Annotated in this window: 24 protein-coding genes and 1 tRNA gene; 13 read left to right on the top strand and 12 right to left on the bottom strand. The window is 61.2% G+C overall.

The window, feature by feature from the left end; all coding sequences use genetic code 11:
- Positions 1-17 precede the first annotated feature (17 nt).
- Positions 18-950: a metallophosphoesterase family protein gene (locus NKH04_RS10815; protein ID WP_352918128.1), complete on the bottom strand. Its 933-nt coding sequence runs from the start codon at positions 948-950 to the stop codon at positions 18-20.
- Between the two features lie 53 nt (positions 951-1003).
- Here NKH04_RS10815 and NKH04_RS10810 point away from each other — a divergent pair, with 53 nt between their 5' ends.
- Positions 1004-1504: an NUDIX domain-containing protein gene (locus tag NKH04_RS10810; protein ID WP_352918130.1), complete on the top strand. Its 501-nt coding sequence runs from the start codon at positions 1004-1006 to the stop codon at positions 1502-1504.
- A 305-nt stretch (positions 1505-1809) separates the two neighbouring features.
- Here the strand turns inward: NKH04_RS10810 and NKH04_RS10805 are convergent, their stop codons facing one another.
- Together NKH04_RS10805 and NKH04_RS10800 are read right to left on the bottom strand one after the other, a co-directional pair.
- Entirely contained in the window at positions 1810-1959 is a 150-nt protein-coding gene (locus NKH04_RS10805) for a hypothetical protein (RefSeq protein ID WP_353044341.1), read from the bottom strand.
- A 119-nt stretch (positions 1960-2078) separates the two neighbouring features.
- Positions 2079-3068: a glutathione S-transferase family protein gene (locus NKH04_RS10800; protein WP_352822365.1), complete on the bottom strand. Its 990-nt coding sequence runs from the start codon at positions 3066-3068 to the stop codon at positions 2079-2081.
- A 281-nt stretch (positions 3069-3349) separates the two neighbouring features.
- Between NKH04_RS10800 and NKH04_RS10795 the strand changes: the two genes are divergently transcribed.
- From NKH04_RS10795 to NKH04_RS10780, 4 genes are all read left to right on the top strand, one after another.
- Positions 3350-3904, top strand: coding sequence for a GNAT family N-acetyltransferase (locus tag NKH04_RS10795; RefSeq protein WP_352815212.1), 555 nt, complete (start codon positions 3350-3352; stop codon positions 3902-3904).
- Between the two features lie 63 nt (positions 3905-3967).
- Positions 3968-4729, top strand: coding sequence for a 3-hydroxyacyl-CoA dehydrogenase (locus NKH04_RS10790; protein ID WP_352822361.1), 762 nt, complete (start codon positions 3968-3970; stop codon positions 4727-4729).
- A gap of 16 nt (positions 4730-4745) precedes the next feature.
- Positions 4746-5507, top strand: coding sequence for a HugZ family pyridoxamine 5'-phosphate oxidase (locus NKH04_RS10785; RefSeq protein ID WP_352822358.1), 762 nt, complete (start codon positions 4746-4748; stop codon positions 5505-5507).
- 173 nt (positions 5508-5680) lie between these two features.
- Positions 5681-6019 carry an ArsR/SmtB family transcription factor gene (locus NKH04_RS10780; protein WP_023679553.1) on the top strand — a complete coding sequence of 113 codons (339 nt, stop codon included), beginning with the start codon at positions 5681-5683 and terminating at the stop codon, positions 6017-6019.
- 55 nt (positions 6020-6074) lie between these two features.
- On the opposite strand, the gene NKH04_RS10775 is transcribed toward NKH04_RS10780, so the two are convergent.
- The gene (locus NKH04_RS10775; RefSeq protein WP_352918134.1) at positions 6075-7079 is read right to left on the bottom strand and encodes a L,D-transpeptidase; all 1005 of its coding nucleotides are present in this window, start codon (positions 7077-7079) and stop codon (positions 6075-6077) included.
- Between the two features lie 312 nt (positions 7080-7391).
- On the opposite strand from NKH04_RS10775, the gene NKH04_RS10770 reads away from it, so the two are divergent.
- A complete protein-coding gene (locus NKH04_RS10770; protein WP_352502237.1) occupies positions 7392-8189 on the top strand; it encodes a TrmH family RNA methyltransferase in 798 nt (265 codons plus the stop codon).
- 37 nt (positions 8190-8226) lie between these two features.
- On the opposite strand, the gene NKH04_RS10765 is transcribed toward NKH04_RS10770, so the two are convergent.
- Complete coding sequence (locus NKH04_RS10765; protein ID WP_352767289.1) at positions 8227-9390, bottom strand: coiled-coil domain-containing protein; 1164 nt, start codon at positions 9388-9390, stop codon at positions 8227-8229.
- Between the two features lie 149 nt (positions 9391-9539).
- A complete protein-coding gene (locus NKH04_RS10760; RefSeq protein WP_023679557.1) occupies positions 9540-10121 on the bottom strand; it encodes a DUF1134 domain-containing protein in 582 nt (193 codons plus the stop codon).
- Positions 10122-10248: 127 nt separating this feature from the next.
- On the opposite strand from NKH04_RS10760, the gene NKH04_RS10755 reads away from it, so the two are divergent.
- The 3 genes from NKH04_RS10755 (at position 10249) to NKH04_RS10745 (ending at position 11698) form a co-directional block, all read left to right on the top strand.
- Positions 10249-10440 (top strand): hypothetical protein, encoded by a 192-nt coding sequence (locus NKH04_RS10755; RefSeq protein ID WP_353012964.1) that lies wholly within the window; start codon positions 10249-10251, stop codon positions 10438-10440.
- A 21-nt stretch (positions 10441-10461) separates the two neighbouring features.
- Positions 10462-11091, top strand: a complete 630-nt coding sequence (gene chpT / locus NKH04_RS10750) for a histidine phosphotransferase ChpT (protein WP_352452917.1) — start codon at positions 10462-10464, stop codon at positions 11089-11091.
- A gap of 238 nt (positions 11092-11329) precedes the next feature.
- Positions 11330-11698 carry a response regulator gene (locus NKH04_RS10745; protein ID WP_352452918.1) on the top strand — a complete coding sequence of 123 codons (369 nt, stop codon included), beginning with the start codon at positions 11330-11332 and terminating at the stop codon, positions 11696-11698.
- 105 nt (positions 11699-11803) lie between these two features.
- On the opposite strand, the gene ctrA is transcribed toward NKH04_RS10745, so the two are convergent.
- Positions 11804-12499, bottom strand: coding sequence for a response regulator transcription factor CtrA (gene ctrA, locus NKH04_RS10740; protein WP_006203583.1), 696 nt, complete (start codon positions 12497-12499; stop codon positions 11804-11806).
- A gap of 450 nt (positions 12500-12949) precedes the next feature.
- Between ctrA and NKH04_RS10735 the strand changes: the two genes are divergently transcribed.
- Complete coding sequence (locus tag NKH04_RS10735) at positions 12950-13327, top strand: flagellar export protein FliJ (RefSeq protein WP_023719275.1); 378 nt, start codon at positions 12950-12952, stop codon at positions 13325-13327.
- A 61-nt stretch (positions 13328-13388) separates the two neighbouring features.
- On the opposite strand, the gene NKH04_RS10730 is transcribed toward NKH04_RS10735, so the two are convergent.
- Positions 13389-13784 (bottom strand): winged helix-turn-helix transcriptional regulator, encoded by a 396-nt coding sequence (locus NKH04_RS10730; RefSeq protein WP_352683855.1) that lies wholly within the window; start codon positions 13782-13784, stop codon positions 13389-13391.
- A gap of 93 nt (positions 13785-13877) precedes the next feature.
- Here NKH04_RS10730 and NKH04_RS10725 point away from each other — a divergent pair, with 93 nt between their 5' ends.
- Positions 13878-14804, top strand: a complete 927-nt coding sequence (locus NKH04_RS10725) for an NADP-dependent oxidoreductase (RefSeq protein ID WP_352849939.1) — start codon at positions 13878-13880, stop codon at positions 14802-14804.
- A 57-nt stretch (positions 14805-14861) separates the two neighbouring features.
- Here NKH04_RS10725 and sciP read toward each other — a convergent pair whose 3' ends face one another.
- Positions 14862-15137: a CtrA inhibitor SciP gene (gene sciP, locus NKH04_RS10720; RefSeq protein WP_023679563.1), complete on the bottom strand. Its 276-nt coding sequence runs from the start codon at positions 15135-15137 to the stop codon at positions 14862-14864.
- Positions 15138-15398: 261 nt separating this feature from the next.
- Between sciP and mnmA the strand changes: the two genes are divergently transcribed.
- Positions 15399-16589 carry a tRNA 2-thiouridine(34) synthase MnmA gene (mnmA, locus tag NKH04_RS10715; RefSeq protein WP_352456412.1) on the top strand — a complete coding sequence of 397 codons (1191 nt, stop codon included), beginning with the start codon at positions 15399-15401 and terminating at the stop codon, positions 16587-16589.
- A gap of 13 nt (positions 16590-16602) precedes the next feature.
- On the opposite strand, the gene NKH04_RS10710 is transcribed toward mnmA, so the two are convergent.
- Positions 16603-17577 (bottom strand): Gfo/Idh/MocA family protein, encoded by a 975-nt coding sequence (locus NKH04_RS10710; RefSeq protein ID WP_352452922.1) that lies wholly within the window; start codon positions 17575-17577, stop codon positions 16603-16605.
- 236 nt (positions 17578-17813) lie between these two features.
- Here NKH04_RS10710 and NKH04_RS10705 point away from each other — a divergent pair.
- Positions 17814-17890: transfer RNA gene (locus tag NKH04_RS10705), tRNA-Met, on the top strand.
- Here NKH04_RS10705 and NKH04_RS10700 read toward each other — a convergent pair.
- Positions 17847-19475 carry a recombinase family protein gene (locus tag NKH04_RS10700; protein ID WP_353044358.1) on the bottom strand — a complete coding sequence of 543 codons (1629 nt, stop codon included), beginning with the start codon at positions 19473-19475 and terminating at the stop codon, positions 17847-17849. The genes NKH04_RS10705 and NKH04_RS10700 overlap by 44 nt on opposite strands.
- 426 nt (positions 19476-19901) lie before the next feature.
- Positions 19902-23270: an AAA family ATPase gene (locus NKH04_RS10695; RefSeq protein ID WP_352872587.1), complete on the bottom strand. Its 3369-nt coding sequence runs from the start codon at positions 23268-23270 to the stop codon at positions 19902-19904.
- Positions 23271-23575 lie beyond the last annotated feature (305 nt).

The following is a 23575-nucleotide window of genomic DNA, read 5'->3' as shown; positions in this document are numbered from 1 at the left end:
GACGCTCCCATCTGAGTTCACCGCGCCCCGGCAAGCGTGGCCTCGGCCCCCACGCCAAGCTCCATTGTCTGCAGGTCGCTGGGCGGCAATGCCGGCCCGGTCAGGCCGCGGCGCGTCAGCCTGATCCGCCAATTGTCCTTTTCACCGTCGATGTCGAGCAGATTGTATTGCGCCGGCGCATGCGAACTGCCGGGCGCCTGCCCCGCGGCGGCGACCCCGACCACCGGAATTTTGATCTTGCGGGCGCCGATGAAGAACAGCGACGGCACATGCGAATGGCCGTGCAGCACAAGCTCGGCGCCGTGCCGGTGAAGAACCTTGTGGAAGCGCGAGATGCCGAACAGCCGCTTGTTCTGCGAAACGGCGCCGCGCACCGGCGGGTGGTGGATCATGATCACCCGGAACAGGCCCTGCTTGCTCGTGGCGTCGAGGATGCCGCGCAGCCTTTCCGCCTGGCCTTCCAGAAAGAAGCCGTTGGCCATGAATGGAGCCGTGGCGCGCGCCGTCGTGACGCCGACCAGCGCAACATTGCCGCGTACGCGCAAATAGGGAAAGGTGTTGCGGTCGACCGGCGTATTGACGCCGTCGCCGGTCATCCACGCCGCCCACGACCGGCAGGTCTTGTCGAAGGCGCCCGGCACATAGGCGTCATGGTTTCCAGGCACCACCGACACGTCATTGGGCGAGCCCAGCGTCTCCAGCCAATGCTTGGCCATCTCGAGCTCACCGTCGAGCGCCAGATTGACCAGGTCACCGGTGATGGTGAGATGGTCCGGCCCGCTGGCCTTCATGTCGGCGACGATCGTGTCGATGACTGCATCATGCATGTAGCGGCGGCGGTTGCGCTGCCAATTGACGTAACCGACCACGCGCTTGGAGGCGAGATCGCGATAGGTTACATCGGGAAGCGGCCCCAGATGGACATCGGAAATATGCGCGAGCCTGAACATCTTTTCTTCATAAGCGAGGCGCGCGCGGCTTTCCACTCACGGTTTCGCGGACGATGACGACGCCGGATCCGGAGCAAGCCCTGCGTCAGACCGGCTGGCCGGGCTTCAGGGCAAGGCTGTTTCACCTGTACTTCGTGCTGCGGCGGCCGATGACGCTCGGCGTGCGCGGCTTGATCCACGACCGCCGCTCCAATTCCGTCTTCCTCATCCGCCACACCTATGTCCCGGGCTGGCACCTTCCGGGCGGTGGCGTCGAGTTGGGCGAGACGATGATCGAAGCGCTGACACGCGAAGTCTTCGAGGAAGGCAACATCGCGCTGACCGGACCGCCGGTGCTGAAGTCGCTGCATTTCAACCGCCGCGCCAGCCGCCGCGACCATGTCGGCCTCTATCTGGTCGAGGAGTTCAACCAGACAGCGCCCAAGCTGCCCGACCGCGAGATCGCCGAAGCCGGCTTCTTCCCGCTCGACCGCTTGCCCCAGGGCACGACACCGGCGACGCTGCGGCGGATTGCCGAAGTTTTTGGGGGGAATTCGGCATCGCCTTACTGGTAGATCATCTCTTCAACAGCTTTGGCTGCGTCGGTATAGACCGGCAGCATTCATTGTTCTCAGAGAGATAAATGCTGAGCGATGAGGAGAAAAAATGCAACACTGCCAAAACGATAGATTTAGAATCGCGCTCTATGTATCACTTTACACGGGAATTAATGTGATATCATTTTCCGTTATAGCGTTAATTTCGACAATAGTTCTTGGATAGATCCATACATGTTAGCAAAAGTTGGAATATTCATCCAATTCACAATACAATTAGTTGCGGCATTCGTGACATATTTCGTTTTTATAAAGCGACATGCTCAGCTTTTTACTCGCACTGAATTCTGGAAAATGGTCGGCTTCTCAACCCTGATAGTAATGATTTTGGGAATGGCTGTGCTTCTGCCGTCGGGATTGTTACGCGCAATCCCGCCCCAGATGTCGGTCGTGATCGTCATGATCAGCGGCATCGTTGCGTTCCTTGCAACGTCGCTCGGCTACTCCAATCGATTTGGAAATACCATATTGAAAGCTGAACTCGTTAGAAGGGCAAAGATGGACTCCGAGACCTTCCGCTAGATCGCTGATTTCACGCCGCCTTCCTGAACCTGTCCCGGTCATGCGGCGCGCCGTAGTCCAGCTCCGGCCCGACCGGCACGATGCGCGTCGGGTTGATGGTCTCGTGGCTGCCGTAATAATGCGCCTTGATGTGGTGCAAATTCACCGTGCCGGCGACGCCCGGCACCTGGTAGAGATCGCGCAGGTAATTCGACAGGTTCGGATAGTCGGCGATGCGGCGCAGATTGCACTTGAAATGGCCGATATAGACCGGGTCGAAGCGGACCAGTGTCGTGAACAGCCGCCAGTCCGCCTCGGTGATGCGGCCGCCGACGAGATAGCGCTGCCTTGACAGACGGTCCTCCAGCGTGTCGAGCGCCGAGAACAATTCGCCGAACGCCTCCTCGTAGGCTGCCTGCGTGGTGGCGAAGCCGGCACGGTAGACGCCATTGTTGACCGCGGGATAGACCAGCGCATTGATCGCATCGATCTCGCCGCGCAACGGTTGCGGATAAAAATCGAGCCTGGCATCGCCCCATTCGTCGAAGGCCGAATTGAGCATGCGGATGATCTCGGAGGATTCGTTGGAAACGATGGTCTGCTCGCGTTTGTCCCACAGCACCGGAACGGTGACCCGGCCCGAATAGCCGGGATCGGCCCTGGTGTAGATCTGGTGCAGGAAATCGAGGCCGTAGAGCGTGTCGCCGGTGGCGCCGTCCTCGGCCAGGAACGTCCAGCCGTCGGCGCCCATGAAATGATGGACGACCGAGACGGAAATCACGTCCTCGAGTTTTTTGAGCACGCGAAAGATCAGCGTCCGATGCGCCCACGGGCAGGCGAGCGAGACATAGAGGTGATAGCGGCCGGGCTCGGCCTTGAAGCCGCGTTTTCGCCCTTCGACCGGCGTGCCGTCGCGGGTCACCCAGTCGCGCCACTGCGACTGTGCCCGCACGAACCTGCCGCCGCTCTCCCCGCTATCGTGCCAGCGGTCCTGCCATTGGCCTTCGACTAGCAATCCCATGCAATATCCTTTCGCGTTCCTGCTCGATGTAGGGCACCAAGCGGCGCCGCGGAAATCCCCGATGCTGAACAGATCGTCAACGGCTGCGTCGTCGAGTGCGCGTCGGCTGCGCGGGCCGATTGCGGCGGCTGAAAATTGGTGCTAGCGGACATCCGCATGTTCGACTTTGCCATGATCCGGTTCGACCGACGACGAAAGAGCGCCCGCGCTTGATGAAGCGCTGACTGGCGAACGCTGCCGCTTGCAGCAAACCTTTCCTCGCATACCGGAACGCAAAGACCATGAGCCTTGCCGACTTGAAATACCTGGCCGACGTGAAATACCTGCCGGAAACTCCGGCGCACGATCCTGAAATCGAAGCCATCAATGACGAGGCCTTCGGGCCAGGTCGTTTCGTGCTCGCCGCCTACAAGATCCGCCAAGGTGGCCCGCATGAACGGGCTTTGTCCTTCGTGGCCGTCGATGGCACAATCGTCGTCGCCTCGGTACGGATGACGCGCATCGCCGCCGGCGCTGGCCGCGCGCTGATGCTCGGGCCGCTCGCTGTGCGGCCGGCCTTCAAGAATTTCGGCATCGGCCGCCGGCTGGTGGCAATCGCGCTGGAAGCCGCCGCCAAGGCCGGCGCGCCGGCGGTGATGCTGGTCGGCGACGAACCCTACTACGGCCCGCTCGGCTTCAGGAGGCTGCCGCGGGGGCAGATCTCGATGCCGCGTCCGGTCGACCCCGACCGGCTTTTGGCGCACGAGATCGTGCCGGGCGCGTTGGCGAGGCTGGCGGGCGAGGTTTGCCACGCCGACCAGGCAAGGATTGCCGCGCACATCGCCGCGATGGCATGACCGTGCCGGTGCTGTCGCACGGTGGCTTGGCGGCATAGTCTGGGCACGGAGGAGGACGTCGAGATGAACCCGAACGGCCAGATTGCGATCGTCACCGGTGGCGGCTCCGGCCTTGGCGAGGCGACGGCGCGCGCTCTTGCCGCCGGCGGCGCCAGGGTAGCCGTTCTCGATCTCGGTATCGAGCGTGCGGCCAAGGTGGCGGCTGACATCGGCGGCATCGCCGTCCGATGCGATGTGAGCGACGCCGAGAGCGGTGCCGCCGCAGTCGCGGAAGCGGCAGAGACGCTCGGCGCACCGCGCATCCTGGTCAATTGCGCCGGCATCGTTGTCGGCATGAAGACGATCGGCAAGGACGGACCGCATCCGCTCGATCAATACCGCAAGGTGATCGAGGTCAATCTGATCGGCACCTTCAACATGATCCGCCTGGTCGCCGACCGCGCCGCCAGGCTCGAGCCGCTGCAGGGCGGCGAGCGCGGCGTCATCGTCAACACCGCGTCGGTCGCAGCCTATGACGGCCAGATCGGCCAGGCCGCCTATTCCGCGTCCAAGGCCGGCGTCGTCGGCATGACGCTGCCGGTGGCGCGCGATCTCGCCCGCTCCGGCATTCGCGTCTGCACCATCGCACCCGGCATCTTCAGGACGCCGATGATGGCCGGCATGCCGCAGGAGGTGCAGGATTCGCTCGGCGCCGCTGTGCCCTTCCCTTCCCGTTTGGGCGAGCCTTCGGAATACGCGGCACTTGCCTTGCACATCATCGAGAACCAGATGCTCAACGGCGAGACCATTCGCCTCGACGGCGCCATCCGCATGGCGCCGAAATAAATGCGACGGTGATGCCTTGGACGAACCCAGGAAAGACGTGATCCGCGCGACCGATACCGAGGCGATCAGGCTGGCAAAGACGCTGATCCGCAGCGCCCGTTTCGGCGCGTTGGCAGTGCTCGAACCAGGAACCGGTTCGCCGCTGGCCAGCCGGGTCGGCGTCGCCACAGACATCGACGGCACGCCATTGATCCTGGTATCGATGCTGTCCACCCATACCGGCGCCATCCTTGCCGACCCGCGCTGCTCGTTGCTCGTCGGCGAACCCGGCAAGGGCGATCCGCTGGCGCATCCGCGATTGACGCTCGTCTGCCGCGCCGTGCGGCTCGAACGCGGAGCGAACGAACACGCCCGTGCCGAGCGGCGCTACCTCAACCGCAACCCCAAGGCAAAACTCTATGCCGGGCTCGGCGACTTCTCGATTTTCCGGCTCGAACCGGAGCGCGCCAGCCTGAACGGCGGCTTCGGCAAGGCCTATCTGCTCGACCGCACCGATCTGGTCGTGACGGGAGCGATCGTCGAAGAGCTTGCCGCCGGCGAGCAATCGGCGCTCGACCACATCAACGCCGACCATCTCGATGCGATTGCCCTCTACGCAAGTCATTTCGGCGGGGCCGAGAGTGACGGCTGGATCGTCACCGGGTTCGACGCCGACGGGATGGATCTCGTATCGGGCGACAATGTCTGCCGGGTCTTTTTCCCCGAGCCGCTGAGAGCGGCGCGCGACCTCAGGCCTGTCCTGGTTGACATGGCCAAGGCTGCCCGATCGGCAAATTAATCACAGCCGCACAGTTAATCGGCTTGCGTGGAAAGCAAGCCTTGAGATTTGAGCGAAATGTTCTACCTTTGCGAGTGACGCTGAATCGCTGGCGTGCATCTATAGGGAAAGTCTATGGAATCCGACGCTATTGCCCCCATAGCGGCGGATGAGCAAGAAGGCATGGGGGATCTATGGTCTCGAACAAACTAGTCGCCAACGCCGGAACCGCGGCTGCGTTTCTGACGCTGATGGGCAACGAAAAACGTTTGTTGATCATGAGCTATCTGGCCGAGGGCGAGATGTCGGTCGGCGCCATAGCCGAGAAGGTATCGCTCAGCCAATCCGCCCTGTCACAGCATCTGGCCAAGCTCAGGGCTTCCGACCTTGTCGAGACCCGCCGCGACCGGCAAATGATCTATTATTCCTGCAAGTCCGCGGCGGTGCGCGAATTGCTGCACATGCTGGACGGCATTTTCGGCGAAGGTGAACTGTCGCAGATGGCGCACCGGCTGCGTCGCGCCGGGACCTGAGCGGCCGAGGCGGAGAATGCCCCGCCAAATCCGCTTTGCTGCCAAGTCCGCTTTGCTACTGAACGCGCTCGTCGGCGGCCTGCGCAATCTCGTCCTTGAACTCGACCTTCGTGCCCGGCTGCACCATGGAGGCAAGGTCTTCGGCATCCCAATTGGTCAACCGGATGCAGCCATGCGAAAAGGTCGTGCCGATCTTGCCCGGTTCGGGCGTGCCGTGGATGCCGTAGCTTTCGATGGAGAGATCGATCCAGATCGATCCCACGGGGTTGTTCGGCCCGGCAGCGATGGTGAAGGGCCGCTTGGTCTTGACTCCCTTGAAAGCGAAGTCCGGATCGTAATGATAGGTAGGGTTGTGCACCACGCGCCTGACCTCCGCCATGCCGCTTGGCGCCGGCTTCTCGTCGCTCCCAATCGAGGCGGGGTAGACCGCCAGCCATTTGCCGGCACGGTCGAGCACACGCACCAGGCGAGCGCCCTTGTCGACCTCGACGGTGGCGACGCCGGCGGGAGGGTCGCCTCTGCCGACATCAGGCACCACCAAGGTCCTGCCTGGTTTCCTGAGGCTGGTGCCCGGATTGAGCATTCGCAGCAATTGGTCGCTGACGTGGAAGCGCTCGGCCAACCTCTCCACCGCATTGCGGTAGCCGAGCCGCCGCAAGCGGGCCATCCTCTCCAAGCGAGCCGGAATACGCCTGGTGAAAGGTCCGCGCACATCCTTGCGCATCACCTCATAGGTCACCAGCACCGGCTTGGCGGAGGTTGCGATGAGTTTGCTCCAGGTTTGTGGACTGAGCTTGCCATCGGGCGGAAGTCCGTTTGCCGCCTGAAACGCGGCGACGGCTTTGGCGAAGTTCCGGGAAAGGCGACCGTCGATGAGGCCCGGCGAGAAGCGGGCGCGATCCAGAAGGATCTGCGCCTTCAGCAGCATCGGATCGACACCCTTCGGTTCGCCGATAGTGAATTGGGACTGATTGACGGTGGCTGGATCGAGCTTGGCCGCGCGGGCCACGCCGCATGCGAGGGCAAGTGTGGCGGCAAAGACGAGGAGGAGCCTGATCATCGATGTCGTCCCAGGACCGCAGCAGGAGCCCGCCTCTATGACGCGGCATGGCCCCGTGGGGTTCCTTCGCCCCATCGAAATTCTGCATTGAAGCGGCTTGGCCGAAGTGCCGTGCCGCGGGAATCAATATCTCCATGCCGCCAGGAGGCCAGGCAAGGCGTCTCGGCCCGGCGCCTTGTGATTGGATTTGACCGTTAGAACGGCGTGCATCCATTTGGACGCTGAGATACGGTCAGAGCTTCGGATCCGGCATCATGCCTTCCGAAGCCGAATCCCGATTCGCGGCCGACGCCAAGATCCGCCGAGGAAGCCATGAATCCGATCCGCATAGACGACCCGCAGGATCCTCGCGTCGCCGCCTATCTCGACATCCGGGAACGCGATCTTGCCGGCCGGCAGGGCCGTTTCGTCGCCGAAGGCAAGGTGGTGCTCGACACGCTGCTTGCCGCCCGTCGCTTCGAGGCAGAATCGGTGCTGGTGCTCGAGAACCGGCTGGCCGGCCTCGATGACGTCCTGCGCAAGGCGCCTGCCGGGCTTCCGATCTATGTCGCATCCGGCGAAGTCATGGACAGGATTGCCGGATTCCACATGCATCGCGGCATATTGGCGATCGGCCGCAAGGGCGCGGCCGTCTCCGCTGAAGCTTTGCTCGGCGCACTGCCCGCCCGCGCGCTGATCGTGGTGCTGGTCGGCATCGCCAATCATGACAATATGGGATCGATCTTCCGCAATGCCGCCGCCTTTGGCGCGGATGCCGCGCTTCTCGATCCGACCTGCTGCGATCCGTTGTACCGCAAGGCAATCCGCGTCTCGGTGGGCGCGGCCTTGAAAGTCCCCTTCGCCTGCTTTGCCGATACCGCCGGCTGCACCGCAATGCTCGACCGGCAAGGCTTCAGCCAATTCGCCTTGTCGCCGCGCGGGCAGATCGACATTCGCGATGCCAAGAGAAACGAGCGGCTGGCGCTCTATCTCGGCACCGAGGGCGAAGGCCTGCCGGAAAGCCTGCTTGCCCGCCTGCAGACTCTGCGGATCGGTATGGCGCAGGGCTTCGACAGCCTGAACGTCGCCGCCGCATCAGCCATCGCGCTGCATCATTTTTCCGGAGCCTAATTTAGAGCCGGGGCGTCCCGCTCGCGCTTGTGGAATCTTAGTCGGTCGAAGCGGCCTTCTGCAGCGCCCGCACCCGATCGGCAAGGCTGCGTCCGCCGCTCCCCGGCCGCGTATCCTCAGGCGCTGCAAGCGCCCGGGCGATCGGCGAATCCGGCCCGTCGAGCTTTGCCGTCAAGGCCACGACTTGCGCCGCCAGATCGTTCATCTCTTCGCGCAATGCCGCGCTGGCGCTGCCGGTATCGTCTCCGGTCCGCGATTTCGACGTTTCGACGGCAGCAAGATCTGTCTTCAGCCGTCTGTTCTCGCGTGCCAGCGACGTCAGCCTGGCCTCCAGCCGCTCGCGGTCGGCGTCGAGCTTGGCGGTTGTCTGTTCGATGTCGCCGTTGGCGGCCACATTGACCTGGGTGCCTGGCACGCCGGCAAGACCCACCGCAGGCGCCCTTTCAGCGCCTTTCGGCTTTTCGCGAAGGCGCACCAGTTCCTTCTCGCGGCGCTCGAGCCTGTCCTCGCGATCGGCCAGCGAGGCGAGCAGGCGTTCGACCTTCTTTTCCAGGTCGCCGGTTCTTTTCTTCTCGGCCTTCAGCGCGTCCCGCAAAACCTTGCTTTCGGCTGCCAATTCCTGGCTGCGCCTGTCCGCCTCCTTGCGCTGGCCGCGCAGCAGCGAAATGTCGCTTGCCAACTTCTGCAGCTCGGATTCGCGCGCCACCAGCTCGATCTGCCTGCTGCTGGATGAAAAACTGGCGTCGTCATACATGTGCTCCAGTTTCCGCAGTTCGAGCCCGCGCTTTTCGAGGGCGCGCTCGGTCTCCGCAAGCCGTTCCGACAGCTGCTGCAGTTGCTCATCGCGCTTGCGAAGCTCCTCGCCGCTGGCTGTAAGATCGGCGACGACCCGGTTCTTGTCCTGTCGCTCGGCCGCCAATTCCTTCAGGGCTTCGCGGTCGCGGCCGATCTCGACCAGCTGTTCGGCGGCTTTCTCGCGCAATGACTTGACGGTCATTTCAAGCCGGCGCACCGAAACCGCGAACTCGGCGCGAATGCGATCCTTGTCCGCCTGGATCTCGGCCAGCGTCAACGGCATCGAGCCCTCGACGCGCTTGCGCGTCAGCGCCACCGCCCGCCGCCACACGGCCGGAGCAATCATCAGCGCCAGGAAGCCGGCGCAGAGAAAGCCGAGAACAAAGAACAGGATCGACTGGACCAAGATGACTATCCGTTGTGCATGGCAACCGCCAAAGGTCGACTTTGCCATCTTCGCATGACGGAAATCCGGCGCCACGGCAAGAGTATGCCGCGGCAAAGCTCAGACCGTGGGATCACAGCTCCAATCGCAGTGGCGCCATCATGCAGGTGTCAGAACGGATTCCAGGTCGCGCGCTGGGTGAGCTTGAGGTAGCCGAGATTGACGCCGAGACGGGCGCCGACGCCGGTACGGATCGGCACGAGCAGCACATTGTTGTTCTTCAGCACGTTGAAGCCGACGCCGGCGACGACATAGGCGGAGCCGGCGACGCCGCCAAAACGATTATAGAGGCTGCTCACATCGTCGAGATTGTAGACCAGCATCATGACGCGCGAGCCCTCGCCGCCGAAATCCCAGCCGAGCGAAGGGCCTTGCCAGAACACTTTGTGGTCGCCGGCATTCTTGGTGTAGAGCGTGCCTTCGCCATAGGTCAGGCCACCGATCAGCGCCCCGGACCCCTCTTCGCCGAGCAGATAGCCGTTCGGCAGGCCATAGGTGGCGAAAATCTTCTCGACGACGGTGGCGAGCCCGCCCGATGTAGCGCCGAAGAATTTATGACCGGAATCGACGATCTCCTGCGCGGTGTATTCCTGCGCCCGCGCCGCCGATGCCGAAAAGGCGACAAGGCCGATGAGCGCGATCGTCATTGAGATGACACGGAAAAAAGTCCGGTCGTAGAATCGGGAAACCATGCTTCCAATCTCCGTCAGGGAGCACTTTCGCCGACGCCTCGCACCCGTACGGCTCTTTGGCGGCCGTTAAGGATGACTGTTAGGGGCAAACTATGCCGTAATCCTTTTTCAACCATTAAACTCCCACATGAAGATGGCGGTTCGAAGGCTGTTTTCACATCGCCCGCGCAGCACCCTGCTGCGTGAACACGCCATTTTCGACAATCATGATTTCGGATTTGTTGCTGCACGCACAAGCGCTGTGTATTCAGAATGCTTGGGAGAGAGCGTGATTCGTGTGGACAGGCGTGATCATGATCGCCCGGTCATTGTGTTGTGAAATTTGCAGGGATTTTTGCCGATGGCCGAGCTTTTCACCCTTTCCGCACCCGATCTGGCAGCGCTGCTGTGCAGCCGGGTCTGCCACGACATCATTTCGCCGGTCGGCGCCATAAACAACGGGCTTGAGCTGCTCGACGAAGGCGGCGCCGACGAAGACGCCATGAAGCTGATCCGCCAAAGCGCCAAAAACGCCTCCGCCCGCCTGCAATTCGCCCGCATCGCCTTCGGCGCCGCCGGTTCCGCCGGCATGCTGATCGACACCGGGGACGCCGAGGCCGTGGCCATCGCCTTCCTGAAGAACGAGAAGCCGGAACTGATCTGGAACGGAACCCGCGCACTGTTGCCCAAGAACAAGGTCAAGCTGCTGCTCAATCTCATCCTCGTCGCTAACGCCGCCATTCCGCGCGGCGGCAGGCTGGTGGTCACGCTGGAGAACCTCGAGACCGAGCCGCGCTTTGCGCTCGCGGCGAGCGGCCCGATGCTCCGCGTGCCGCCCAAATTCCTGGAATTGCATTCCGGCCACAGGCCGGAAGAGCCGATCGACGCGCATTCGGTGCAGCCCTATTACACGCTGCTCCTGGCCCGCGAAGCCAACATGACGATTTCGATCCATGCGACCGCCGACGAGATCGTCCTTTCCGCAGCCTGAAGTTCTCCTAAAGAGCGGGGAAAGTATTTTTCTCAAGTCATATTTGCGGCGTTGTCCTAACATCTGTGGGCGGGCTTGCGGATTGATTGCGTGAAGCATTGCGAAAGAAGATTTCACTTAAAACACCTTCAGGAAAATTTTACCTAACGGCTTTTCGGCTTCTTTACCAGATCGGCCTATGTTCCCCGGCAGATGCCACGACGCTGCCGGTTCGCCGCATGGCAAAGAGGGTCCCGGAATGAAACGCTGCATGTTCGTCGACAATTCGAGCGTCATCAGGAAGGTCGCAAGGCGTATCCTGGGCGGTTCCGGCATGATGGTGATCGAAGCCGCCAGCGGCCACGAGGCGATCGAGATGTGCGCGGCCGACATGCCTGATATCATCGTCGTCGACGGCGCCTTGCCGGACATGCAGGCGCAGGACCTCATCCGCCGCCTGCGCGCCATGGAAAGCCCGGTATTGCCGCAGGTTTTGATTTCGCTGGTCGAGGTCGATGTCGGGGCGATCATGCGGGCAAAACGAGCCGGCGCCCAGGGCTACCTGCTGAAGCCGTTCAACCGGCCGCAACTGCTCGAGTGCTTCCGCGCCTTGAAGATTGCCGCCTGATCAGAGCTGTTCCATTCCGACGAAAATCGGATCGGCTCTATCTTGTTGTTTTGCCGGGTTCTTTTCCGAAAAAATCGGCGCCCACCTTGGGATCACGCCCCTAGTTCAGGCGCTGACGCGGATATCTTCGGGCTCACGCAGCACATAGCCGCGGCCCCAGACGGTCTCGATGTAATTCTGCCCGCCAGACGCGGCGTCAAGCTTCTTGCGCAGCTTGCAGATGAAGACGTCGATGATCTTCAGTTCTGGCTCATCCATGCCGCCATAGAGATGGTTAAGGAACATTTCCTTGGTCAGCGTGGTGCCCTTGCGCAGCGAGAGCAGTTCCAGCATCTGATATTCCTTGCCGGTCAGATGCACGCGCTGGCCACCGACCTCAACGGTCTTGGCATCGAGATTGACCACCAGGTCGCCGGTGGTGATGACCGACTGGGCGTGGCCCTTGGAACGCCGCACGATGGCATGGATGCGGGCGACCAGTTCGTCCTTGTGAAAGGGCTTAGTCATGTAATCGTCGGCGCCGAAGCCGAGGCCGCGCACCTTGTCCTCGATGCCGGCCATGCCGGAGAGGATGAGGATCGGCGTCTTCACCTTGGACAGGCGAAGTGTTCTCAAAACTTCATAGCCCGACATGTCGGGGAGATTGAGGTCGAGGAGAATGATGTCGTAATCGTAAAGCTTGCCTAGATCGACGCCCTCTTCGCCAAGGTCGGTCGTATAGACATTGAAACTTTCCGATTTCAGCATCAGCTCGATGCTTTGTGCGGTTGCACTGTCGTCTTCTATCAGCAGAACGCGCATTTCATTCCCCTTTTCTGCTGCCGGACCATTTCACGACCCGTCCAGGACCGGAGCAGTGATTGCCTGAGCAGAGGCTGCCATCGAATGGTTAATAAAACCTAATTCCCCGTCCATGACGGTATCAGATTTTTTAACCCCTTTCTACACCTTGTTGAATCCAATAACGAATCACAGACCCAAACCGTTAATGCAGCACATTAATAAGCCAGACTAAGCGACTCTTCGGACTCGTTGGCCGGGTTTCCCGACGAGAAGCAGAATTTTTACCCGCCCTTAAGTCCTGAGCCGTATGATTAACAATGCCCGTAAACGAATGGTTACCGCCGGCAAAAAACTTTAGGAGTTTGTTTCCCATAGTTCGGGGAAAGCCGGTGGAAACGGGTCAAGCCTGGGCCTTGCCGGGTGAATTGGACGATATGTGCAGGTGTGCGTTTCCGGGAGTACCGAATCATGAAGTCACGTGAAAACCTCGTTCGGCTGAAGCAATTTCAGGTGAGCGAGAAGCGGCGGCAGCTGCTGCAGCTCGACATGATGATCGCCGAATTCGAGCGCATGGCCGTCGAGCTGGAACTTCAGATTGCTGCCGAAGAGAAGAAGGCCGGCATCACCGACATCAATCACTTTGCTTATCCGACCTTCGCCAAGGCGGCACGTCTGCGCCGCGACAACCTTAGAAATTCGCAAAGCGACCTCGCCCAGCAGCGAAATGTCGCCGAATCATTGCTGAGCGAAGCCGAAGCGGAGCTTTCCAAGGCCGAGATGCTGGAATCGCGCGACACCAAGGCGCGCGACACGGAAGCCGGCGGCCGCAGCGCCATGATCGGCTGAAAACAAGACTCTAACGCGCGTCGCGCTTGTGCGCTATTGCTGCGCACCGACTGTGCCCGCCTCAGGCATCCAGATCTACTTGCTGTTCCGCCGCCCGTGCGCGCGCATTTTTGATGTCGGGCACATGCTGCTCCGACCAGGCTCTGATCTGATTGAGCAGTCCTGCCAGGTTCTGGCCAAGTTCGGTCAGCTCATATTCGACACGCGGCGGAATGACCGGGAAAACCTCGCGCCGCACAAGCCCGTCGCGTTCCAGGATACGCAGCGTCTGCGTCAGCATTTTCGGCGTGATGCCTTCGAGCTTGCGCGCCAATTCGCCGTTGCGGAGCCGGCCCCGGCGCAGCGCACAGATCACCAGGTAGACCCATTTGCTGGCGAGCGTCTCGAGCACGGCGTGTGACGGGCACGACCGCCGAAAGGCGTCATAGCCAAAAGGGGAAACATCTTCACTATCCATGAGGTGTGTATATATCAACAAGGTACATACTAGACAAGAGAAAATAACTATCCAAATGATAGTGGCACATCAAAACCAGCAGGAGAGCCTTCCATGCGTGCCATTATCCAGAATTCCTTCGGCGGACCCGATGTCCTCGTCATTGCCGATCGCCCCGCGCCATCACCCGAAGCCGGCGAAGTGCTCGTCCGCATCGAAGCGGCCGGCATCAATCCGGTCGATGGTGCGGTGCGCGGCGGCCACTATCCGCTGCTTGGCGAGCCGCCTTTTGTCCTTGGCTGGGATGTTTCGGGGACTGTCGAGGCGCTGGGCTCCGGCGTCTCCGGCCTCAAGGTCGGCGATGCCGTGTTCGGCATGCCGCGCTTTCCCAAACAGGCGGCAGCCTACGCCGAACTCGCCGCTGTCCCGGCTGATGAGCTTGCGCCGAAACCTGAAGGCATAGATCACGCGCAAGCCGCCGCGCTGCCGCTGGCCGGCCTGACGGCCTGGCAAGGCCTTGTCCGCCATGGCCGGCTCGATTCTGCCAAGCGCGTGCTGATCCACGCCGGAGCCGGCGGCGTCGGCCACCTGGCGGTGCAGATCGCCAAGGCGCACAGCGCTTACGTCGTCGCGACCGCCAGCCCGGAAAAGCTCGATTTCGTCCGCTCGCTCGGCGCCGACGAGGTGATCGACTACACAAGGGATGATTTCACCGCGAAGGCCCGCGACATCGATCTGGTTCTGGACCCGTTCGGCGGCGTGCATGCGGAGCAATCACTGAAAGTGCTCACTGCCGGCGGCGTTCTGGTGTCGCTGCTCGATGTCAGCGATGCCACCAAGGCAAAGGCCAGGACGCGAGGCATCCACGTCGAGCGCATGTCCGTAGTGCCCGACCGTGCCGCTCTGGTGGAGCTCGGCAAATTGATCGACGCGAAAAAGCTGGCCGTCCACGTGGCAAAGGCGTTTCCCCTCGAACAGGCCGGTGCCGCCCATGCCTTTCTCGCCACCAGGCCGATCGGCAAGGTGGTGCTGACGGTCTGAAATTGCAGATCGTCGCCCCTCGCAGACGTAAGGGCGCTGATCAGCGCCCTTATCGGCCTAATGCCGGTATTGCTGGATGCGCGTGGTGCGCAGGCCGGCAAGGCCGTATTCGTCGATCGACGCTTGCCAGGACAGGAATTCCTCGGTGGTGAGCTTGTAGCGCTGGCATGCCTCTTCGAGGCTCAAAAGCCCGCCACGCACCGCCGCCACCACTTCCGCCTTGCGCCGGATAACCCAGCGACGTGTGTTCGTCGGCGGCAGATCGGCGATGGTAAGTGGGCTGCCGTCCGGCCCGATAACATATTTGACTCGCGGTCTAATTAGATCGGTCATCGTACTCTCTACAAAAAACTCAAAGACCCAATCCCCACCACATTACCGCCACAGCTTTAAAATTTGCCTAAGCAGACCCTAATGGTTAGGTAAGGATCATGAACGCGGCGTTAGCCTTTTCATCGGCATTTGAAACATCTGCCGGCAAGCGCATTGAACCCGGCAGGAAAAATGAGCCGGCCCGGCAAAGCTGGCGCAGCCGAGACGCTTGACCTATATTCCGGCCATTGGCATTGAAGCGCCGCGCAGAACGAAAGAACCATGAACAGCCTCGATCTTCCCGGACGCCCCGAAAACACCCGCGTCGTCGTCGCCATGTCGGGCGGTGTCGATTCGTCGGTCGTTGCCGGCCTCCTGAAGCGCGAGGGCTACGACGTCGTCGGTGTCACGCTGCAGCTTTATGACCACGGCGCGGCAACGCACCGGGCCGGCTCATGCTGCGCCGGCCAGGACATCGACGATGCCCGCCGCGTCTCCGAGACGCTCGCCATCCCGCATTACGTCCTCGATTACGAGGAGCGCTTCCGCAAGGCGGTGATCGACCCGTTCGCCGAGAGCTATGTCGCCGGCGAAACGCCGATCCCTTGCGTTTCCTGCAATCAGACGGTGAAATTCGCCGACCTTCTTGCGACCGCCAAGGAACTCGGCGCCGACGCGCTGGCGACCGGCCACTACATCCGTTCCGGCGCCAATGGCGCCCACCGCGCGCTTTACCGGCCGGTCGACGCCGACCGCGACCAGAGCTACTTCCTGTTCGCCACCACCCAGGCACAGATCGACTATCTGCGTTTTCCGCTCGGCGGCCTGTCGAAGCCTGAGGTTCGCGCCATCGCCGAGGAGATGGGACTGACGGTTGCGGCCAAGCAGGACAGCCAGGACATCTGCTTCGTGCCGCAGGGCAAGTATTCCGACATCATCGCCAAGCTGAAGCCGGCTGCCGCCAATCCAGGCGACATCGTCCATATAGACGGGCGCGTGCTTGGCCGCCACGAGGGCATTTTGCGCTACACCGTCGGTCAGCGCCGCGGCATCGGCATCGCCTCGGGCGAGCCGCTCTACGTCGTTCATCTCGACGCCGACCGGGCCCGCGTCGTCGTCGGCCCTCGCGAGGCGCTGGAGACCCACAAGATCTTCTTGCGCAACATGAACTGGCTGGGCGATGGCCCGCTGACCGCTATCCCGGCGGCCGGGCTTGAGCTTTTCGCCAAGGTGCGCTCGACGCGGCCGCCGCGCCCGGCCGTGCTGCATCACCGCGCCGGTGTCACTTCGGTGGAACTGGTCGACGGCGAATCCGGCATCGCGCCCGGTCAGGCTTGCGTGCTCTATTCCGACGATGGCAACGAGGCGCGCGTGTTCGGCGGCGGCTTCATCGAGCGCTCCGAGCGCGGCGCCGAGGCCGAGGCGATGCTGACGCGGCTTGCCGTCCAGCCGGCGCGGGTTCCCGCCGAATAGACGGCGTTTTCTCTTAGGGCCTTGTATGGGCGGGCCTTGTATGGGCGACGGTGCCGGCGGTCAGGATGCGCAGCACGCGGATGGCCTCCTCGCCGCTGGTGCGCGGTTCGGCCCGCGTCTCGATGCAGTGGATGAAATGCTCCAGCTCGCGCGTCAGCGGCATGCCTTCACCGACCGCGACATAGGACGGCTCGTTGGCGGTGAACGCCCATTGGCCGCTGTCCTGCCACACCGCGTGGCGATAGACGGCAAGCTTGCGCTCCCACGGCTCGACATCGTCGAACACCGCCATCGCCTTGGTGCCGACAACGGTCAGCCGCCGTTCGCGGTAAGGGTTGAGCCGCGAGGCGAACAGATGGCCGCGCAGGCCGTTGGGAAAGCGCATGTGCAGATGCGCAAAGTCGCTGAGATTGTCGAGAAGAGCAGCGCCTTCGCCGCGCACTTCGACCGGTTCGGTGCCGGTGATGGCCAGGATCATCGACAGATCGTGCGGCGCCAGATCCCATAGCGCGTCGTTTTCGGTGTGGAACTTGCCGAGGCCGAGCCGATGCGAATGGATGTAGCGGACTTCGCCGAGTTCGCCATTGTCGATCAGCGCCTTCAGCGTCTCGAAGGCGGGATGAAAGCGCAGCACGTGGCCGACCATGAAGACACGGCCATTATCGGCGGCCGCCTGCACCGAGCGTTCGGCATCGGCCACCGTCAGCGCGATCGGCTTCTCCACCAGCACGTCCTTGCCGCCGAGCACGGCGCGCACCGCCATGTCGGCATGGAACTGCGGCGGCAGCGCCATGACAATGGCGTCGACATCGTCGCGGGCAAACAGCGCCTCCGGCTCTATCGCAAGGCAATCCTGCTCGCTGGCAAAACCCTCCGCACGCGCGGGGTTGACGTCCGAAACCGCATGCAGCGCGCCGAGCGCCTTTAGGGTGCGGATGTGGTTGCTGCCCCAGTATCCGCAACCGAGGACTGCAATGCGCGGTTTCATCAATTCATGACCATGACTTTCGTGGCCGAGACATAGCGACGTGCCTCGCTGAACTCAACCCCGGCCTGTGCGCCCAAATGTCTGCCCGGCAAAGCTTTCGGGGCCAGCAATATGCCGGCGCGGCAGCCACTTCGATGCTTGACAGGCTTGGCCTCGCAACCTTATATCCGCGCGACCTTGGCGAACGCGCCGATATGCCTGCCGATTTAAGCTGGATTTCGGGCCTTCGCCGCCCTGGCGGGGTAGCTCAGTTGGTTAGAGCACGGGAATCATAATCCTGGGGTCGGGGGTTCAAGTCCCTCTCCCGCTACCACCTTTCCCCACACTCCTTTGACGCCGTTGGGAAAGGCATCCTCGCCCAGGAGCGCGGTCAGACGCCCCGCGATTTCGACTTCAATGCCGCCGATCCTTGATGGATCTCGAAACACAGTAACAGTTTCGATCAAGTCCCGCATCGCCTCTGCAGTTTCGGAATCGCCGGCCACAACGCCTTCGGCAAGCCCTGTTTGAAGCTGGTTTAGTTGTTCCTCGTAGCGCGCCAGCACCGCAGGATGCAGTGCAATGACATCAGTCGGCGCGGGCACGTTGTCCAGCTCGGCTACAATGCACTTACGTTCTTCATTGAGCGCCGTTGATTGCGGCCCCAACACGGCTGGGTCGCCATGACCCTTGGCGATGGCATTGACCAGCCGATCGATCTCCCGAGATAGCTCTCCAAGCCGTCGTTCCAAACGAGTGCGCTTCGCATCGGTTTCGGCTGCCAGGCGCCTTCGTTCTTCGTGATACGTCTGGACGTACTGGGCTATCACATCCGGATGGCGCATCTCCGCGGTGAGCCCGTTTAAGACAGCATTCTCGACCGTATCCAGATAGAAAGTCTTCGGATCAGGGCATGTCCCGTTCTCTGTCGCCGCCGAGCAACGGATACGAATTCGCCTGGACTTGTCCTTGCCGTTTGAGGACATCCCCGCTCCACAAGCACCGCACCTCAAAAGCCCCGACAACATATGTCGGGGCCGGCGCTGATGGCTTGGGTGTGTAACTGCACGAGCCTTTTTCCTGGCTCGTGCCGCTTCAAACAGTTCGGGCGAGATAATGGCAAGGTCGGGAACTTCGACAGTTTGCCATTCGCCTCTAGGATTTGGGCGCGAGATACGTTTGCCGGTGTCGGGGTCCTTGACCATTCGGACCTTGTTCCAAATCAGCCGGCCGGCATAAAGTTCATTCTGAAGCAGCCCAGTCCCTCTTTGTGCATTTCCATTGATGGTGGAGGCATTCCAGACTCGACCGCGAGGTGGTGGTATGCCGTCTTTATTGAGATTGTAAGCGATGTCGCGCGGCGTCCGTCCGTCAACGTATTCCCTAACCACGCGACGCACGACCTCGGCTTCGTCCTCTGCGATCAGGCGCTTTCCAGGGTCGCCCAGCAGGTAAGAATAGCCGTAGGTTAATCCACCCGCATGGAGTCCTTTGTTAACTCGGCCAGCTTGGCCTCGCCGAACTTTGTGAGCATTGTCCTCTCGATAGAGCTGCCCAACAAGGCCGCGAAGCCCGACCAAGACTGTGTTTACCACCCCCTCATGAACGGCACGAATTTCGATCCCAAGAAATGAGAGGCGCTTGTGAATGCCGGCAAGGTCTTCCATGTCACGAGAGAGCCGATCAAGCGCCTCGACGACGAGCACATCAAATTCGTGCTCACGAGCTTTGTCCATAAGGTGGAGCAAACCATCGCGCCCCATGACCGAACCGCCGGAGCGAGCTCGATCGTCAAACGTTGCGACAACGTTCAAACCCTCACGCTCAGCGTAAGTTCGGCAGAGCGTGAGTTGATCGTCTATTGATCGTTCATTCTGAAGATCGGTTGAGAAGCGTGCGTATATCGCGGCTCGATTCATGATCTATTTTCTCGGCCTGTTCGCGCGCGTGATCTTCGCGGGCCGCTTGGCGCGCGAGAGCGCTTGCAAGACGCAGAATCGCTCTGTCGGGCGCCGGGCGCAAGATGCTTTTGTGGGATTTCACCACCATTGCGGGTGGCGCTCGTCATGGAAGAATAGCCAGGGGCACAATCTCGCGGAAAATACCAGTCCGCAGAATGCGCGGCCTCCTTCAAGCCTGCCGAGATCACTTTCTTGGTCCATGTCTCGCAAGATGTGTTCAGGCGCGAGACAAGAGAAGGCATCAAATCCGTCGGTCGCAAAAAGGGATAGCAAGGCGTGCTATTCGGAAACCACAAGCTTGATCGGTTGCTCTCGTTGAATCAGCCCTTGCGCTTGGCAGCTGCTGCTCGGCCCCTCGTCGGACTCCAGTGATTGCTCGTCAGCCTACAACACCGATGCGAAAATCGCATCAGCTTCGCGGATGACCGAGGTTTCCAGGCCTTCAGCGGTCTCGCTAATCCGAAGCTGATTCCGACAGTCAGCTCGGAGCTCCTGGCCCGAACTTGTTGAGAGCTTGGCCGACTCGGTTGCAGCACGAACCGCCAACCAATGCGCGCCCTGACTTATCGCAGTGTCATAGGCTTTAGTTAGGACTTTCATCCCTCGGGTCACATCCGCCTTGGCGATCAAGCAACCCTCAATACGTTCTATTTCAGCCTGCGCCCATCTCTCGTCGGTCTTGTCCATCGCCTCGATAGCATTCTCGATCGCCCCGAGGCCCTCATCGATCCGTCCATGCCGGAGGCAAATATCCGCAATCGACGAATAGAAGTGTGGCAAGTGCAGTTCAGAGCCCGTCGAGCGCCAACGGTTAATGCCATCTCGCAGCATTTTGAGCCCTTCGTCGGGTAGGTCGCTGCCGATGGCCCAGCCGAGCAACGTGCGAGCACCGCCGGACCAGGATGCCAGTCTGCGGTTGTCAGCTAAAATGAGCATCTGTTCAGCGATCGCGCGGCACTCGACCGGCTCATTGCGGAAACGTCGAGCAAGGGCGAGGTTCATGAGGATAAATGCCAGATTGAGCGGATGATCGAGCCGCTCCGCGGTTTCAACGCTCGACGCACAATTGGCGAGCCCGGTATCGACCCGCCCTGCGAGCACCTGCGCCACGCCGAGATAACTGCGACAAATCGAGGGGCCGTCCTCTCCATACCTTGCGACATCGAAATGCCTATCGGAGGTCGCCCAGGCATTGATTCCAGCCTCGGCCTCCCGTGCAGCATCCCCAATGGCACCGAGATAGAAATAGGACGTGGCGAGCGCCCGATGCGCCAAAGTCGTTTCCTCAACGTTTTCTCTGCGCGAGGCTTCGACAAGGAGTTCCTTGGCCAAGTGTCGGCTCCGGTGCAGGTCAGGCCGGTCAAGATAGAAGTTCCAAAGCGAACGTCGGGCAAAAAAGAGGTTGGACGTGAGGCCCGTGGATATACAAAGCTCTTCGGCACGGAGAAAGTTCGCTTCAACCTTCTCCGACGCATATCCAGCTGACGCGTTCAGCGGGACGCCCATTTCAATCCGGATTCCGAGTTCAAGCTCATTTGCATCGCCCGAGTTAGTGACTGCTTCCAGGGCGTGCAGCGCGCTCGTGAAATGCGCGACCGCCTCCGGATTGGCAAATCGCGCCGCGGCAGCGCGCCCAGCTTGGAGGAAGCATTCAGCTGCCTCACGATACCGCTTTGCCGCCATGAGGTGGTGTGCAACCAGCTCCGGTTCGGCTGTCGACTCCGAGCCGAGTTTGTCGGCCAGTTGGCTGTGTATGTGCTGGCGCACCGATTTCAACATGCTGTGATAGGCAGCATCGCGAACGAGCGCGTGCTTGAACGTGTATCGTGCGTCCGAGCCCCGTCCGCGACGGAAGACGAGCTCGGCATCCACGAGCTGATCGAGTGCCTCTTCCAACTGGGCAGCGCTGAGCCGCGTGACCGATCGAAGGAGGTCGTGGCGGAATTCGCGGCCGATGCATGCGGCCATTTGCGCAACTTCCTTGACCGGCTGCAATCGGTCGAGGCGGGCCATCAGCGAATCGTGCAACGTTAGCGGAATGTCGAGATTTGCGAGTCCGGCATGATCTTCGTCGAAGACGGCTGCGCGATCGAAGTGGCGGGCTTCAAGAACACCCTTTGTCAGCTCTTCAATGAACAGCGGCACACCATCCGTCGTGGCGATGATCTTGTCCACAATGGTGGGCGGTAGTCGAATATCGCCAGCGAGCTTCTCGATGAATGCGGTGGTCTGTTCACGGCCCAGGCGATTAAGCGCCAATTTCGTCACTATGGGATGTCCGCCAAAACCGTGTTCGAAGGTCGGTCTCGTCGTCACCATCATCATGACCCGAGCGTGCTGAATCCGTTCGACACATTGATCCAACAATTCGAGTGTTGTCGCGTCAATCCAGTGGATGTCCTCGATCACGAACAACAATGGCAGCCTTGCTGCAGCGTCGAGAATGTCGTCCAACAATCCGTCAAGCGTTCGCGCTCGCAGTTGCTGCGGATTCAGGCCCGTCAAAGCATCGCTGTGGTGGTTTTGAAGATCGAGCAGGGAAGCGAAAATAGGCAACAACGGATTTGCTGGACCTTTGGTGGCTTCGAGTTTTCTGACCTTCTCTTCATCCTCATCGGCTTCTCCAATACCGATAGTGCGGCGGAGCTGCTGAACAGCTGGATAGAGCGGCGAGCCAGAGTAATAGGGCGAGCACTGATAGCTCACCCGCACATGGTTCTCTTGAGAGACCGCGTCGATCAAGGCGCGGGTGATGCGAGATTTTCCGATACCCGCCTCGCCGCTGAGAAGCACGAGCTGGCCTTCGCCCCTCTTCGCTTGGCCCCATCGTTCGAGAGCAAGTCCGAGTTCGAGGTCTCTTCCGAACATGACTTGAGGAGCGCTCGTGACGCGCGCGTCATAGCGTGTCTCGATGGCATGTTCCCCGACAACCAGAAATGGCGAGACGGGTACCGAAAATCCCTTCAGTTCGATAGGACCGAGGCTCTCGACCGCGAATATTCCGCCGAGCAACTTTCTCGTGCTCTCGGCGACCACCACATATCCCGGTTGGGCCAGGGCTTGCAGCCGAGCGGCGAGATTGGGTGTTTCGCCAATGACGACTTCTTCGTGTGCGGACCCAGTCCCGATGACTTCTCCGACGACACATAATCCCGTGGCAATTCCCACTCTAGCTGCCATTGGCACTTGAGCAGGAGTGCGCAAACTGGCGACAGCTTTCACAATGGAACGTCCAGAGCGGACCGCCCGCTCGGCGTCCTCCTCGTGGGCGAGTGGCCAGCCGAAGTAGCACAGCACGCCGTCGCCCATGAATTTGGCGACGTAGCCATCATAACGGGCGACCTCTGCGGCGACCAACGATTGATATGCGGCTATGACCGAGCCCAAGTCCTCAGGATCGAGCGTCGAGGCCAGCACGGTCGATCCCACGAGGTCGACGAACATAACCGTCAGGTTGCGCCTCTCTGCCTCACTCCCCTCTCGCCTAGGCACTGCACTTTGGAGAGCATCCCGCTTGGCATTGTCGTTTGCTTTCGGCGGTTGGGCCGGTGGATGCGAGAGCTCGGCGATCGCGGCCAGGATTCTTCTCCGGTGACCAACAGATTTTACGCCAAGCTCCCGCAGGTCATCGTCGGAGAGCTTTGGTAGAATTGCCGGTTCAATGTCGTTGTCGATGAATGCGCCGGCATACTGCTCAAGGCCCAAACCTTGCAGCCATGAAGCGATCTCCTTGCCGCCCTGCTGACGATCCATCGAAGCAGTCAAGCGCACATACTCAAAATGTCAATCGGACCGCCTAAGAATGCGTCACCGTTTGTGGTCAGGTGCGGACGAGCAGCGTCCGCGCTGCACCGAAGCGCTCCCCATCCGATTGCCTGGGCTCACCGCTGCTCCTGGCGCAACCGCGACCTCCAAAATGATCGCCAACAATGTCTGCGTTCAGGCAGTGGCAACAGTGCCTTCAATGGCTGACATGCTGAAGGGTTTCGGGTGCCGTTAGGCGTACGAAAGTCTCTCATGCAGGAACCCGCGGGCCGCACGCTCTGAGCTATGGAGAT

It is taken from the genome of Mesorhizobium sp. M1365, from assembly GCF_040317865.1.
Classification (GTDB): Bacteria; Pseudomonadota; Alphaproteobacteria; order Rhizobiales; family Rhizobiaceae; genus Mesorhizobium.
Note: the sequence above shows the minus strand (reverse complement) of the source record. Positions and strands in the feature narration are given on the sequence as shown.

Excerpts from the sequence above, each read along its gene's own strand:
- NKH04_RS10725 (WP_352849939.1), top strand. The coding sequence starts at position 13,878 with ATGCGTGCCATTATCCAGAATTCCTTCGGCGGACCCGATGTCCTCGTC.
- mnmA (WP_352456412.1), top strand. The coding sequence starts at position 15,399 with ATGAACAGCCTCGATCTTCCCGGACGCCCCGAAAACACCCGCGTCGTC.
- chpT (WP_352452917.1), top strand. The coding sequence starts at position 10,462 with ATGGCCGAGCTTTTCACCCTTTCCGCACCCGATCTGGCAGCGCTGCTG.
- NKH04_RS10815 (WP_352918128.1), bottom strand. The coding sequence starts at position 950 with ATGTTCAGGCTCGCGCATATTTCCGATGTCCATCTGGGGCCGCTTCCC.
- NKH04_RS10700 (WP_353044358.1), bottom strand. The coding sequence starts at position 19,475 with ATGAATCGAGCCGCGATATACGCACGCTTCTCAACCGATCTTCAGAAT.
- NKH04_RS10755 (WP_353012964.1), top strand. The coding sequence starts at position 10,249 with ATGAAGATGGCGGTTCGAAGGCTGTTTTCACATCGCCCGCGCAGCACC.
- NKH04_RS10760 (WP_023679557.1), bottom strand. The coding sequence starts at position 10,121 with ATGGTTTCCCGATTCTACGACCGGACTTTTTTCCGTGTCATCTCAATG.
- NKH04_RS10730 (WP_352683855.1), bottom strand. The coding sequence starts at position 13,784 with ATGGATAGTGAAGATGTTTCCCCTTTTGGCTATGACGCCTTTCGGCGG.
- ctrA (WP_006203583.1), bottom strand. The coding sequence starts at position 12,499 with ATGCGCGTTCTGCTGATAGAAGACGACAGTGCAACCGCACAAAGCATC.
- NKH04_RS10710 (WP_352452922.1), bottom strand. The coding sequence starts at position 17,577 with ATGAAACCGCGCATTGCAGTCCTCGGTTGCGGATACTGGGGCAGCAAC.
- NKH04_RS10780 (WP_023679553.1), top strand. The coding sequence starts at position 5,681 with ATGGTCTCGAACAAACTAGTCGCCAACGCCGGAACCGCGGCTGCGTTT.
- NKH04_RS10790 (WP_352822361.1), top strand. The coding sequence starts at position 3,968 with ATGAACCCGAACGGCCAGATTGCGATCGTCACCGGTGGCGGCTCCGGC.
- NKH04_RS10795 (WP_352815212.1), top strand. The coding sequence starts at position 3,350 with ATGAGCCTTGCCGACTTGAAATACCTGGCCGACGTGAAATACCTGCCG.
- NKH04_RS10800 (WP_352822365.1), bottom strand. The coding sequence starts at position 3,068 with ATGGGATTGCTAGTCGAAGGCCAATGGCAGGACCGCTGGCACGATAGC.
- NKH04_RS10695 (WP_352872587.1), bottom strand. The coding sequence starts at position 23,270 with ATGGATCGTCAGCAGGGCGGCAAGGAGATCGCTTCATGGCTGCAAGGT.
- sciP (WP_023679563.1), bottom strand. The coding sequence starts at position 15,137 with ATGACCGATCTAATTAGACCGCGAGTCAAATATGTTATCGGGCCGGAC.
- NKH04_RS10735 (WP_023719275.1), top strand. The coding sequence starts at position 12,950 with ATGAAGTCACGTGAAAACCTCGTTCGGCTGAAGCAATTTCAGGTGAGC.
- NKH04_RS10745 (WP_352452918.1), top strand. The coding sequence starts at position 11,330 with ATGAAACGCTGCATGTTCGTCGACAATTCGAGCGTCATCAGGAAGGTC.
- NKH04_RS10770 (WP_352502237.1), top strand. The coding sequence starts at position 7,392 with ATGAATCCGATCCGCATAGACGACCCGCAGGATCCTCGCGTCGCCGCC.
- NKH04_RS10810 (WP_352918130.1), top strand. The coding sequence starts at position 1,004 with ATGACGACGCCGGATCCGGAGCAAGCCCTGCGTCAGACCGGCTGGCCG.
- NKH04_RS10805 (WP_353044341.1), bottom strand. The coding sequence starts at position 1,959 with ATGCCGCTGATCATGACGATCACGACCGACATCTGGGGCGGGATTGCG.
- NKH04_RS10775 (WP_352918134.1), bottom strand. The coding sequence starts at position 7,079 with ATGATCAGGCTCCTCCTCGTCTTTGCCGCCACACTTGCCCTCGCATGC.